The following is a 13714-nucleotide window of genomic DNA, read 5'->3' as shown; positions in this document are numbered from 1 at the left end:
TCTTCCCTTCACAAGGTAACATTCATTAACTACTTACTTCTTAAGGTTCAGCCCTTCGAACTGTGTGAGCCCTCGTTGTTTACAACGCTCGTTCCTGGTTCTACTATGGCCTCGGCTGACTTCTCACAGCAAATCTTGTTTCAACCACAGCATCATACTCTGTTTCTGCTATGTCTGTGAGATCTCCCGCGTTAAGATAAAGCACTTTCATTCCATATACCCGCATCATTTACACTCCGATTTCCGTATAGCTTTTGGACTTCGTTTTGTTTAGCAAACTCATCCAGATCGGATATGCCTTGTATGATGTTCGTGTTCCTCGGGCCGGAACTTTGCCTACGGCTTCCTTCAGATTCCATCTCGCGATGGACACCCTTGCCTTCAGCTAATGATAGGTAGCTATAAACCCTCATAACGGACTTGCACCGTCTAGTTCTCTACCATGCACGGCAAACTAAAAAAGGCCTCACATTTCAGTGAAGCCTTGTCTTCTACAGTAGCGGGAGATTTTGAAATATCGAACAAATTTATTGAGGATTTAGTAGCTATTGCCCGATTAGTTAGAATTTGAAATTGACACCTTGAGCCTTAGTATAAAAAAACCCAGAACTTTCATTCTGGGCCCTCAATACTGGTTTTTTTACTTTTTCTTTTCGTGGTAACGAGTTTTACCTAATCTACCACTTGCTGGGCCACCAGTAGTGGCCGTGTAATTCTCTTTAATGTAAAAATCAGTCTTATTTTCATATATATGCTGATTTTCACCTACAGGAGGTCTATTCTTACCCATAACGTTGGTTTTAAAGTTGAACAAACTATCTCCGTACATTTAAACGGTCCCGAAATGGTTTGTACCCATTTTGCCATTACAAAAATAATAAACTTATACCAAAAACCTATCTAATTGGGGATGAAATGTTTGGCTGGCTCCAGGTACAATTATAGGTCACGTATAAGTGATAACTAATTGTTTTTCAGGTTTTTACATAAAATTTTAACACTATTTTCCTTGGGACTTATATTCCTTTAATGGTAGATTTGCTTCAGAAAGTCAGGCTGATATTGGTCGACTAAAATTTTAACATTATGAAAAAAGAAATAGAAAATTACTTGATGGACCATTTTGAGGGTCGAGGCAACGATTACCATGAACAAATAGAAGTATTTGAAATTAACGATGAGGAAATTAGAATCGAGACTGTAATTTCAGTAGCTATTGACCTTAGCGAAAGCTATGCGAAATCTAGTACTGCTTCAGAACTGAAAAATGCAGCTACACCAGAGGTGATTAGTAGTGGTCTCCTGGACTCATTAGGGCATAATTACGTCTGCGGTTTTTATTGTGATTTCTTCAAAGACCTTGATTACTCTGATTATCTGTTAGACTGCGACATTGTTTTGGACGAAGAAGAGAGATTGGCGTATGTTGACCTTCCAATGGAATTTGTTTTGAGCCGTGCAGAAATTGAAAAGATGTATTTTGAATATAAAAAATGTGCCTAATGGATGAAGATATGATTTTAGAAGATTTGACAGTCGGGATATGGACTATTCATTCCGATGGAATTTCATGTAAAATGCCTAATAGGTTTAAAGGGCATGCAGGTACAGCGTCAATTCTGGCGAAACGGGAAGTTAGAAATGATACGGTATGGGATTTACCGATACACATTGCTAAAAAAGATTGGGTCTCTCAAAACGACATAATTAATCTAATGCAAGCATTGGTTATATATAGGGGACTCTTTTCAATACCCCGAACATCAGAAAATCTTCATCAATTGGATGAGAAAACTACTCTTATTGCACTTGATATTGTAAATAATAAAGAGGAGTAAGAATTATGTTTTTTAAGTGTTTAGTGGCAGCAGAGGTTATACCTCCACTGCCATTATTTTTTTCACCCTTTGAACTGTACCGACACTAACACTGGTTATTTTAGCCAGTTTGCGGATTGAAAGGTCTGGGTGGTTCTTGGTTTCTTTAACCACATGTCGATATTTCTCCAGGAACTCAGCCTCGTTCATACAAGTACCTCGTTCACGTCCTTTATATACCCCTTTAGATTTAGCAACTGCAATACCTTCAAGCTGACGTTCACGTAGATTAGCCCGTTCCATTTCGGCTACATTACCGAGAACCGACACAATTAATTTAAAGACCTGGTTAGGTTTGCCATCTACCATGGACTCAATACCAAGATTATCCACCCGTAGAACGACACCATTATCGGTAAAATACTCCAAAGTGGTTAACACATCGTAGAGATTTCGTCCCAAGCGGTCGACAGAAGTTACTGATACAAAATCAATAGTTCCTGCTTCAACTGCCTTCATTAAGTCCTGGCCCTTTTCTCTTTCTTTAAAAGGAACTGCACCACTAACAACATCATTATATATTAACTCATCAGGGTGGTTTCTTACTAATTGCCGTTCAAGTTTTTGATTGGGTGATGAGATGCGGTTGTAGCGTGCCTTTTTCATGTTGAAGGTATTTCCAACAAATATAGGTCATCTATCCGTGATGTACAAATATAGGATAGTTGTTTTTGAACATCAAAGCAACTAGTGAAACCGTAATTTTAATTCCAGAAACAGTATCGGGTTTTGGGTATAGTCTTATTTTGAACAAATCCTTTTTAATGATAGGTTGCAATTCCAGGAAGTAAAAAGTCAAAATAATTAATCTCTTCACCCAATTACTTTTAATAAATCGTTAAAATCAATTGGTTTAGTTACAATTGGGTATACACCTAAACCATTCTCTTTAAGCTTTTCCTGAATATTATGGTTGCCAGTAAGAATAACTAGCTTTTTTATTAGAATATTATCACTATTTATTTTCCTAAGAATACCAATCCCATCTAATTCACTACTTTTAGCTAGACTTATATCTAAAAATATAATATCATAATTTTCTAGATTCTGGTTCGAAGGCAAATCCTGTGATTTTGCAATTATTTTGAAATCCAGTCTATTATCATAATATAAATCGTTCATGTATTCAAAAGCAGTTTCGATATACCCTACCTCATTTTCGACAATTAAAATTTTAATCTCTTTCATATTTTTTAAACATTATTACAAAATGAACATTGTCTCCATCTTTATACATTATAGAGTCCAGGTCCATCTGGCTAATAAAATCTTTTATCTCAATAAGGCCATGGGTCTCCCTTCTACTAATCATCTCCCTATTTGAATTATTGAAATCTTCTATAAACTTCGAGGATATATTCTGCTTAGTTGAATTATAAAAGTCCAGGCTATAGAAATTCTTTTCTTCTCCGAGAACAACGCCATATTTCCCACTATGATTTTTCAACATGTTAGAAATCCAGTTAGACAGTACTAATTCTAAACCAGCATCATTATATTGAACTAGAAATTTACCCAAATTATTTTTATCCCAGTTCACCTCAAGAGTTTGAGTATCGAACATGTAACTCCATACACTTCGCAGTAAAGTAAATAAATTAGTGATTTCTTGTTTCTCTACTTTGTAAACATTAAATGGATTATTACTTTTCTTAAGGATATATTCCGCTCTCTGTAATATAGATGTAATTGAAGAACTTATTTTTGTTCTTTCTTTTTTTAGATATGGCTCTATCCGTTTTCTCTTATCCCTGTCCGCCTTTTCGTAATCCTCAACCATTGCTAAATAGTTTTTCAAAGGCCCCAATTTATTTCGGATAAAATGCATTGAATTAACAGAGTTGGTTACATAATTTATCTTTTCTTGAAGCTGATTAAGATGACTTAATTCATTCTTTTTTTGTTCAAACATTGACCTCAATACTCTCGAATATCTATATAAAAACGGGGTAAAAAGATTTATAATTATGGTGGTTTTTAAATTATCTATAAACTGTCCTTCATTTTGCGGAACAAAAATATAGCTGTACGTATGATTATCGAGATGACAATTTATAACCAAATTGCTTTTAATTACTTTCTCATCCAATTCCAACTCATGATTTCTAAAGGATTTGGTGCTCTTAGCCTTTTTTATAAAGTCTTTTTCATTTTTAATACTGGTGTTCCAAATAAAGGAGGAACCGTTTACTAGTGATAGTTTATGTTCCTGTACCCTAAAGCAAACTATATCTGAAATGGGGTATAGAAATATACGCTTGTTATTTATTATCTTTATTATTTTTCTATATATAATATGGGATTTCTCATAATTCCTACTATCCTCAAAAAATCTGTCTACAATATCATTTAGATTTTGATGAAAATTATAGTATTTTGTTCTAATTGATGTAAAACTATTTACTATTAAAAAGGCCAGAAAGGGAATTGAGTACCAATATGTAAATTTGCTTCCATTTATTTTATCTAAAATAAAAATGCCCATCAGAGGAATTATATAGAGTAATATCGTTTTTCTAGGTCCTGTATGATTCTGGGAATTTAAAACAGGTATAAATAAAAGCGAAAAAGTGAAAATGTCTAAATTTCCAACCTGCCATATCACGAAAAAAATTACTATAAAATCCATAAGCAATCTAAGAGTAGATTTAATAAAGCTATTACCTCTCAATAGATTAAATATGAACAGATACCCTACAAATAATGCAACATTGTAATACACATTAATTTTTGGTTCAAAAAATGAAAGAAGAAATATGGAATAAGCTACTAATGTTAATCTATACAGTACCGATATTAATTTTCTTTCTAGTTTATCTAACTCTAAAATTGCTGACATTATATATTTCCTACAGTTTTAATTTTTTCAATTAGAAAATTTCCAATAAACAGAATAAAACTTAATCTAATAATTATTAAAAGAATTACTCCATAGAGGGAGAAAGGTTCCACTCCTAATGCTCTGTCCTGACCAGCTATGAATGCTAGTGTATTGCTAATATGATTTAAAACGAAATCAGAATGGAAGTTCACATAACTGATATTAAATACTTCTAAACCTTCAATGGGAGCAGGCAAAAATAAAATATTAGTAATTATAATTAAAAAACCTATCATTCCCAATAATGGCTTAATATCATAAGACCATTTAAATAAAAAAGCATCAACCTTTAAGCCTTTGATATTTAAGTATTTGTATTTTGACTTATTTAGATGTTTTTGAATTATATTCGCTTCCTCGTCAAAATACTCAATCTTCAGTTTTCTAAAAGCGAATTGAAATAATAAATATTGCTTTTCTACAGAATTAGAATATTCAATTGCTTTAATAATTTTATCTACTTGTAGAATATCGTAGCCATTTTTTCGATACTCTACCGATTTTATATAGACATCAATGAATTTTTTTATATCAATATATAATGTTTCTTGTAAGGCTCTATACTCACCTCTATTTTTAAACTGGATTAGCATAAAAATATGACAGGCTTTTTCAAAGGTTGGGGAATCAATTTTTTCAATTTTAGATTCCAGTATTTCAATATATTTATCCATTTAACTGTTTATAAACTCTTTTAAGCAAGTAATTTTTCACCAATACCCCAAATTCCTTATCATCCATAATTTTTGTAAAGATATCCTGATTCTGCTCCATACGGCCTATTAGCTTGTCCATAAAGGCATCTTCAAAGCCAAACTTAAAGTTCTCCATAGTATTGCTCTTAGCCTGCTCAGATAGCTTCTCATCTTTAGCTAATTCTGTTTCCATCTGGTCAAAGAATAGTTTATCTGCATCGTTAAACTCAGTTCCAAAACGGTGGTTTAGAACCTCAATTATTTCGGATAACTGACCTTCTTCATCTTTAGGTTTTCTTAAACCCGCATCACCACCAACTTGAAGCTCTGCTTCTCCTTCACTTACCAGGTTTATATCTGCATCTGCAATTTTCTGTAACCTATAATACTCCAGGGATACTTCATCTCCCAATTCAAATTTATCGGCTTGATTATTACGGGGTAACTTCTTTAATAAGAACCTTCCGTATGTGTACAGCTTTTCCAATTCAACATCGGAAAACGGCATGATTTGGGTTAAAAATGAGTATAAGCGGGTAAAAGACTGTAGTGCATTTTTAAAATCATCCTGAGATATTTGGTTGGTCAAATTATTAAGTAATTCTCCACTACCATCAGGCAAGCGTTTGTATCTTTCTACCGCAGGGTCTATAAATCCATTAAGTTTCTTCTGCTCACCCTTGGATAAAGTAGCTGAGGATTTATAAAAAATATTACAAAAGTTATTTACTTCAGTGTCCCAAATTATCTGAGCACTTTCTATCACAGATTTTAAATCATACAGATGGTTCGGGTCTGAATTTTCCTGAATGGTCGTTAACTCATAATAGTCCTGAAATGATTTTAATATATCTTCAGTATCATTAGCAAAATCCAGAATAAAGGTATCCTCTTTACCTGGATGGGTTCTATTTAACCTGGATAAAGTCTGAACACACTTAACACCTGATAACTTTTTATCTACATACATTGTATGTAATAATGGCTGGTCAAAACCTGTTTGATATTTATCGGCAACCAGTAATATTTGGTATTCATTAGAAGAAAATTTCTTAGGAAGTTCTTTTTCCTTAAAGCCGTTTATTTCAGGTTCTGTGATTCCTTCTGGATAAGTATCGTACATTACCTTACCTGAAAACGCTACCAGGGTCTTAATATCTTTATAACCCTTAGACTTAATATATTTATCAAACTCTTCTTTATATCTAACTGCATGAAGCCTAGAGCTACTAACTACCATAGCCTTCGCTTTACCCCCAATTTTTTTAGCTACCACTTGTCTAAAGTGTTCTACCATCACTTCTGCTTTTTGAGCAAGATTATGAGGATGTAAAGACATGAATCTACCTATGGCCCTGGCTGCTTGTTTTTTATTGACCTTTGGGTCATCTTCAATCTCCTTGGATAATCTAAAATATGTTTTATAAGTAGTATAATTTTTAAGCACATCCAGAATGAAGCCTTCTTCAATAGCCTGCCTCATGGAATATAAATGAAAGGGTTTGGGTTCACCATTTTTATCAGGAGTTCCAAATACTTCTACTGTCTTAGGTTTTGGCGTAGCGGTAAACCCGAAAAAACTAAGATTGCTCTGCTTACCCCTGGACTCCATAGACTTTCTTACACTATCTTCAGCATCTTCATCAAGACCTGAATCCAGGTCCTCTTGCTCTGCTTCTTCCAAGGATTTAGCCGCTAATACTTCTTTCATTTTTTTTGTTGCTTCACCACCCTGAGATGAATGGGCCTCATCTATTATAACGGCATAATTTCTGGACGGTAGCTCTTCAATTTTATCCAGTACGAAGGGAAATTTTTGAAGGGTTGTAATTATAATATTACTACCAGCCCCTAAAGCATCGGCAAGTTGTTGAGAATCTTTATCTATTTTTTGAACCACACCCTGTTTATGTTCAAACTGGTAAATGGTATTTTGTAATTGGGAATCGAGAACCCGCCTATCTGTAATTACGATAACGGAATCAAAAACCCGTTCATCTTGATTATTATGAAGACTGGATAACCTATAACTAAGCCAGGCTATAGAATTTGATTTTCCTGAACCAGCCGAGTGTTGAATTAAGTAATTTTCACCCGCCCCTTTTTTTCTGGCATCTTTAGTCAACTTTCTAACTACATCCATTTGATGGTAACGGGGAAATATCATTGTTTCCTTGGTTTTCACCACCCCATTCATCTCAAACTCTTCTACATTTAAATGGAGAAATTTTCCGATTAGGTCTAGAAAGGAATCTTTAGCCCATACTTTTTCCCATAAGTATGAAGTTCTATAATTATCTTTGATTGGTGGGTTACCCGCACCATTGTTATAACCAGTATTAAAAGGTAAATATCTGGTGTTTTTTCCAGCTAATTTGGTGGTCATATAACACTCATCAGTATCTACTGCAAAATGAACCAGGGAACGTTTTTTAAATTTAAATATAGGTTCGGTAGGTTCACGGTCAAAAATATACTGGGTTTTTGCATTACCTACATTCTGACCAGAAAACTGATTTTTAAGCTCTACAGTGGTAATTGGCAAACCGTTTAGGGATAATACCAAATCTAAAGAGTTCTTCCCCTTACGCTCATAATACAACTGCCTGGTAACGGTTAAACTATTCTTGTTGTATAAAACTTCGGCATCAGGGTTTAAATTGGTTTCAGGTTTAAAATATGCCATCTGAAATTTCACCCCATAATCAGTAAATCCATTTCTTAAAATATCCAGCGTACCTCTAAGGTCCATTTCCTGAAGTAACCTTCGAACTACTTTAGCTTCTACATTATCAACATGAATACTTTCAAGCTTTTGCCAGGATTTTGGCTGGGAATTTTTTAAAAAATCTGTGATATACTCAGGAAAAACTCCTTGATGCGTATCAAAGTCTTTAGAATAACCACGCTTATACCCACCGTCTTCAATTAAAGAATGTTCTATACTTATTTCGAATGTTGTTTCCGTATGTATATTATTGCTCATAGGCAGTTAGTTTATCTTTTTGCATTACAAATTTGATGGGGTCCAGACAAAGTACATTATAAACAAGGTTGAAAAGTATATTTACCGTCCTGCATACTAACTTTTAATTGGGTTTCGGGCCTTACTCTCATCTTATCAAAGAAGTTCTTCCCTACCCTTAAAATCGAGGACCTACCATCTTTATGGATGTAATTTACTGAGTAATTCTTACCCAAATACTTAATGTTTATTATACTACATTGATTGGGGAAGTAATCCTTAAAATCTACTGTAATTCTCAACTGCCCTTTATCAATATCCTTTTTGGTGATACTATTGCCAGGTTTTGGTATAACAAAGGATTTTTCACTCTTGGTGCTTGGTGCTTTATTTTTCTCAGGAATACGTTTTAATGATTTATCGCATATTTCCTGGGTTTTCTCGGCCTTTATCCCAATCAATTCAGAATAGTAGGAATCTTTATTAGGTACAGCGGCATTATGAAAAGGAACTTCATAAATAGCCGTATTGCCGTAGGTTCCTATTTTCCCATAACGGTTTTGATTAAAGGTAATACCTGAATACTTTCTAAACGCTTCACCAACCTTACTATGCAGAAGGCAAAGACTACATACTTTATTATTTTTTAAAATACTCAAAATACGTCTTACATCTTCAGGCTGAGGCTCAACTTTAGTACTATCAGTTTCCACAATAGTTCTTATCAAATCAGTAACACCAATTTTCCAATTCTTATGATTAATGGATGTGCCACCGAATACCATTTCATCTCCTTCCAGTTTATTGGATATGGGCGTTGTAATTATCCCAACCCGATACAACAGGTTCCAAAACGATAGATTGTTGGTGAACCAGTGACCATTATTATTTGAGTTAACGGGTGCGTTTAAGGCCACAAAAAGTAAGTCCATCTCTGGATAAAGGTATTCACTAAGGTTAACTTTTACAGACATATTTTTTAATTGACCATTACTTCATCCCGAACATCTACCTTCCCTGTTACCACGTTACTGATTAATGCTGTTTTATATTCTTTCAAGTAATTTATTTCCTTTTTAATTTTGTCGATTAGTTCCTGAGTGGAAAAAATCTGATATTTCATATAATTTACCAATTCTTGCTGTTCTGATAAAGGAGGGATTGTTACCCATAAATTCTCCAATGCTTTCATTCCTATATTAGGTTGTGTTCCAAAGGTCCAGTTATTTACAACTTGAGTCCTAAAAAACTTCGATTGTAAAACATAAAACAAATAATCTTTTACAATCCGATTTTCATCAGCTCTTAAGATGGCTAGTGGAGACCATATACCAAATTCATTTGTAGTTTTAACCATGGCAGATTTCCCAGTAGTAGAACCAGATTTACAAAATAGTATATCGCCAAATTCAACCTTTGATTTTTTCTCATATTCTAGATGTTGTTCTCTAGAAATATATCCTCTTTTATAATTAAAATCTATCTCATTTCCTTTAATTGCTTCTGCCGAAATAAAAGGAACACCTTCATCTACCCAGTTCGGTGTTTCATGAGGACCATCACATACTGGAGTCGTAACTAAATTTTTAATTCTAATTCTATCCCAATGCTCTGGAATTTCCCCCAGCCAATCTACACCAGAATCTTTCATAGGTACATCTCGGTTTAAACCTTGAGTTACCGCCTGGTTAATAACAGCCATTTTTTCTTCTTCCAAAAGTTTAATAAGTCTTTCTTTTTTGGAAATTAGCTGGTCGATTTCGGTAGTTTTTTGGTCGAGGTAAGCGGCGATAGCGTTTTGTTCTTTTAAGTCCTTGGGTATAGGTATCTTCAGAAGGTTATATTTATCAGCACCAATATTCTGGATAGTGGCTTGTTGAAAAATACTTTGCTTCCAATTATCATAATAATTAGAACGAGTTACATAATCTATATAGCTACTATTTATCTTTTCTTTCTTGAATGAAGCTTTAATTAAATAACCCGCAAAACAGGCTCTTCCATCATAATTTTTAAAAAGAAAAGTTTTTCCAACTGTGGCTCCACTCCTTGCGAAAAGCAAATCACCTTCTTCCAACAAATAATCATTAGCTTTATCTTCTGGTAAAGATTTAAAAGTGTCATTCTTCAAATCCCCATCAGCGCCGAAATCTGTGATTCTAATATATCTTGGATTGTCTGGATTATCATCATCTGCGGCTTCATTTGCCCCATATTTTAACGGCTCCTTTATAAGATATTTTAATCTTATACATTCCCAATGTTCAGGAATCAGACCTATCCATCTCACACCAGAATCTTTATACGATTCATATTTATTCATTAAAAGTATTTTCCAAATTCTTTAGCCATTTTTTCCGCAACGGTCATTAGCCACAAGAAATATTCAGGCCAATTATCCTCTATAGATATATCAGCAGTTCTTTCAGTTTTTATTCTAGAAGCTTTACGGTTTTCCAATTCCATCCATACCAAATCAAAATCCAGATTATTCGAAATGGATTCCTTATTAAATTTAAGTTTTTCATATAGCTCTGGACAGTCAGGAATATAAATACCGCTAGATATCAAATTTTCTCTTGAGCTTATTGTTAGGCTTAAGTTAGCATCTGAAGTCCCGATACTGATATCATACCAATGCTGAGCCCGAGGTTTTCTTCCGACACGTAAGGAAGTATTATGCTCTTCTGTAAAGTTTTTAAACTCTTGCCAGAATTCTAATTGTGATAATTTAGTATCGGTAAGTTCTTTTGATTGACCTTCGCCTTCCTTTAGCGTTTTTGCCCATTCGTTGGGCTGAACAAGTATATGAAACTTCGGGGCAAAAGGGGATTCCCCTATTTGCCATAATTCCATCCGAATTAGAAAAAAACTAAATTGGGCGTTGGTGTTATTATTTAACCATTCTACCGCCTTTTGATGTTCTTCTCTAACATCCTTAACTATCCAGATTATAACATCGGCATCATAACCAGAAGCATAAGTAATTAACTGACCAAGATGCTTATGGTCAGTATATTCCAATTGATTCTCAATTATCACCCTCTTTTTCGAATCTTCATCCACGGCTACCAAATCAACATTATATCTTCCAATTGCCTCTTCAGCCTGTACTTCTGTAAGTGATATTCCGATTTCATCACTTAGCAAGGAAATATTTTCTTCCCTGGCAAGCCACCGTGTAAAATCCAGGGCTTCATGTGCCCAATAGCTTCTTAAATCTATCTTTTTTAATGTACCTAGGTTAGTTGTCATTTATATAATATCTTCTAATGCTTTTTATAAATTGTTTTATGAAATTACCTGCTTTACCATATTATCGGTTTCATCTTCTAAGGCCAGTATATCAGACCTAATTTCCTCTAAGGAACGTAGCGGCTTATATTCGTAGAAATACTTGGTGAAATTTATTTCGTAACCTGTTTTAGTTTTGCTCTCATCAATCCACGCATCAGGAACATGAGGTAAAACTTCCCGTTTCATATATTCCTGGATATCTTCTTTTAAGGGTATGTTTTCAGTATCACGTAGGCTACTATCGGGTTTAGGCTTACCGTTTTTATCCTGCACGATTTTGCCGCTCTTTTTAAGTGGTCTTTCTACAGTTACTTTATGATAACCAAAATCTTTATTATCAAATACTTTACAAAATTCACTTTCATCAAAATTACCATATACTTGTGTGAGTTGCTCTATTTGAGAATCAGATATTTCTTTACGCTTATTTCCTAAACTTTTACTCATCTTCTCATAGAACCCTACCGCATTGATAAGCTGTACCTTCCCACGCCTTTCAGGCTCTTTATGGTTACTTAAAAGCCAAATGTAAGTGCTTATCCCAGTATTATAAAAAAGTTGGTCTGGAAGCGCTATAACGGCTTCTAAAAGGTCGTTCTCTATTATCCATTGGCGAATTGAACTTTCATTTTTCTTAGAGCTTGGTGAACCACTAAATAAGGGTGAGCCGTTTAATACAATAGCCAACCTGGAACCTTCAGGTTTCATTTTAGATAGCAGGTTCATAAGGAATAGAAAGGACCCATCGCTCTTTGATGGTAAGCCTGGTCCAAAACGACCACCATGTCCCAAATCATCATGTTCTTCCTGAACTTCCTTGGCTACCTTACCCCACTTCACTCCAAATGGTGGGTTGGTGATGAGGTAATCAAATTTTTGGTTTCGGAACTGGTCCCCTTTTTGCTTTGCTGAATTTTTAGGTTTTAAGCTATTACCTTTTTCTATATTAGAAGCTTTCTGCCCCTTTATTAGCATATCACTCTTACAGATAGCATACGACTCTGAATTGAGCTCCTGGCCAAAAACCTGTAACCTTGCATCAGGGTTTAATTCGTTTAGATATTCTTCAGCAACCGATAACATTCCTCCCGTTCCTGCACAACAATCAAAGATGGTTTTTACCACACCTTTTTTAGTCAGGATATCACGGTCGTTCATAAACAAAAGGTTAACCATCAGTTTAATCACTTCACGAGGTGTAAAATGTTCCCCCGCTGTATCGTTCGATATCTCAGCGAACTTCCTTATAAGTTCTTCAAACATATAACCCATCTCCAAACTACTTACTTTTTCTGGATGAAGGTCTACCTCCTGGAACCGCTTAAGCACCATAAAAAGAAGATTATTATCATCGAGTATGGTGATTTGAACATCGAAGTTAAATTCTTCAATAATTTCCCTGGCTTCCTGTGAAAAGCCGTTGATATAATTCCTAAGATTAGATGCTAAGTTATTGGGGTCGGCTATAAGTTTATCGAAATTGAAGTTGCTTCGATTATGAAAGTTATACCCAGCTTCTTTATTTAGTATCGGGTCCAGGTTTTGAATATTCATATTTTTAACCTGGTCATACTTCTTTAGAACATTAGCTTTAGTATGTTCCAAAACACAATCTAATCTGCGTAATACGGTGAACGGAAGTATAACCTTACCATAGTCACTTTGTTTGTAATCTCCTCTTAGAAGGTCTGCTATAGACCATATGAAATTTGCTGATTCTTTAACGTTGGTCATTAAAAATTATATTCTTTAAATTTTGTTAAATATAGGAAAAGTATAGCTCTTCGCAATTATGGTTTCCCGTACAAACCCAGGAACATTTAATGACTATTTAAGGGTAATTATAACCATTTTATATGCACTTCTTGTACCCTATAAGACAGTATCCAGAGATATGTCATAACCGACAATTGAATTCCTGAGCTGCCATTAGTCCAGAGTTTCCAGAGCTTTTGAGTAAATGTTAAAGGTGATGAATTCATTAAAAAGCGATAAGACA

General features: G+C 34.4%; 13 protein-coding genes. 2 read left to right on the top strand and 11 right to left on the bottom strand.

The genetic code is table 11. The features are described 5' to 3' along the window. Window positions 1-103: 103 nt before the first annotated feature. Both IE056_RS18570 and IE056_RS01845 read right to left on the bottom strand, forming a co-directional pair. Complete coding sequence (locus IE056_RS18570; RefSeq protein WP_262891433.1) at window positions 104-229, bottom strand: hypothetical protein; 126 nt, start codon at window positions 227-229, stop codon at window positions 104-106. A 411-nt stretch (window positions 230-640) separates the two neighbouring features. After that, entirely contained in the window at window positions 641-790 is a 150-nt protein-coding gene (locus IE056_RS01845; RefSeq protein WP_189602915.1) for a hypothetical protein, read from the bottom strand. A 296-nt stretch (window positions 791-1086) separates the two neighbouring features. Here IE056_RS01845 and IE056_RS01840 point away from each other — a divergent pair, with 296 nt between their 5' ends. Continuing rightward, window positions 1087-1503 (top strand): hypothetical protein, encoded by a 417-nt coding sequence (locus IE056_RS01840; protein WP_189602914.1) that lies wholly within the window; start codon window positions 1087-1089, stop codon window positions 1501-1503. Further along, on the top strand, window positions 1503-1838 hold the full coding sequence (locus tag IE056_RS01835; RefSeq protein WP_189602913.1) for a hypothetical protein: 336 nt from the start codon (window positions 1503-1505) through the stop codon (window positions 1836-1838). Before IE056_RS01840 ends, IE056_RS01835 begins: the two co-directional genes overlap by 1 nt. Before the next feature lie 36 nt (window positions 1839-1874). On the opposite strand, the gene IE056_RS01830 is transcribed toward IE056_RS01835, so the two are convergent. The 9 genes from IE056_RS01830 to IE056_RS01790 form a co-directional block, all read right to left on the bottom strand. Further along, entirely contained in the window at window positions 1875-2483 is a 609-nt protein-coding gene (locus IE056_RS01830; RefSeq protein WP_189602912.1) for a recombinase family protein, read from the bottom strand. A gap of 207 nt (window positions 2484-2690) precedes the next feature. Next, window positions 2691-3065 carry a response regulator gene (locus IE056_RS01825; RefSeq protein WP_189602911.1) on the bottom strand — a complete coding sequence of 125 codons (375 nt, stop codon included), beginning with the start codon at window positions 3063-3065 and terminating at the stop codon, window positions 2691-2693. Next, a complete protein-coding gene (locus IE056_RS01820) occupies window positions 3052-4716 on the bottom strand; it encodes a hypothetical protein (protein ID WP_189602910.1) in 1665 nt (554 codons plus the stop codon). Before IE056_RS01820 ends, IE056_RS01825 begins: the two co-directional genes overlap by 14 nt. After that, window positions 4716-5432 carry a hypothetical protein gene (locus tag IE056_RS01815; RefSeq protein ID WP_189602909.1) on the bottom strand — a complete coding sequence of 239 codons (717 nt, stop codon included), beginning with the start codon at window positions 5430-5432 and terminating at the stop codon, window positions 4716-4718. Before IE056_RS01815 ends, IE056_RS01820 begins: the two co-directional genes overlap by 1 nt. Further along, on the bottom strand, window positions 5425-8439 hold the full coding sequence (locus tag IE056_RS01810; protein ID WP_189602908.1) for a type I restriction endonuclease subunit R: 3015 nt from the start codon (window positions 8437-8439) through the stop codon (window positions 5425-5427). Before IE056_RS01810 ends, IE056_RS01815 begins: the two co-directional genes overlap by 8 nt. 56 nt (window positions 8440-8495) lie before the next feature. Further along, window positions 8496-9392, bottom strand: coding sequence for a uracil-DNA glycosylase family protein (locus IE056_RS01805; RefSeq protein WP_189602907.1), 897 nt, complete (start codon window positions 9390-9392; stop codon window positions 8496-8498). Between the two features lie 5 nt (window positions 9393-9397). Further along, window positions 9398-10741, bottom strand: coding sequence for a restriction endonuclease subunit S (locus tag IE056_RS01800; RefSeq protein ID WP_189602906.1), 1344 nt, complete (start codon window positions 10739-10741; stop codon window positions 9398-9400). Beyond that, the gene (locus tag IE056_RS01795) at window positions 10741-11673 is read right to left on the bottom strand and encodes a DUF4268 domain-containing protein (RefSeq protein ID WP_189602905.1); all 933 of its coding nucleotides are present in this window, start codon (window positions 11671-11673) and stop codon (window positions 10741-10743) included. Before IE056_RS01795 ends, IE056_RS01800 begins: the two co-directional genes overlap by 1 nt. A 36-nt stretch (window positions 11674-11709) precedes the next feature. Next, a complete protein-coding gene (locus IE056_RS01790; protein ID WP_189602904.1) occupies window positions 11710-13449 on the bottom strand; it encodes a type I restriction-modification system subunit M in 1740 nt (579 codons plus the stop codon). Window positions 13450-13714: the final 265 nt, after the last annotated feature.

It is taken from the genome of Salinimicrobium marinum, from assembly GCF_014651535.1.
GTDB classification, from domain to species: Bacteria; Bacteroidota; Bacteroidia; order Flavobacteriales; family Flavobacteriaceae; genus Salinimicrobium; species Salinimicrobium marinum.
Note: the sequence above shows the minus strand (reverse complement) of the source record. Positions and strands in the feature narration are given on the sequence as shown.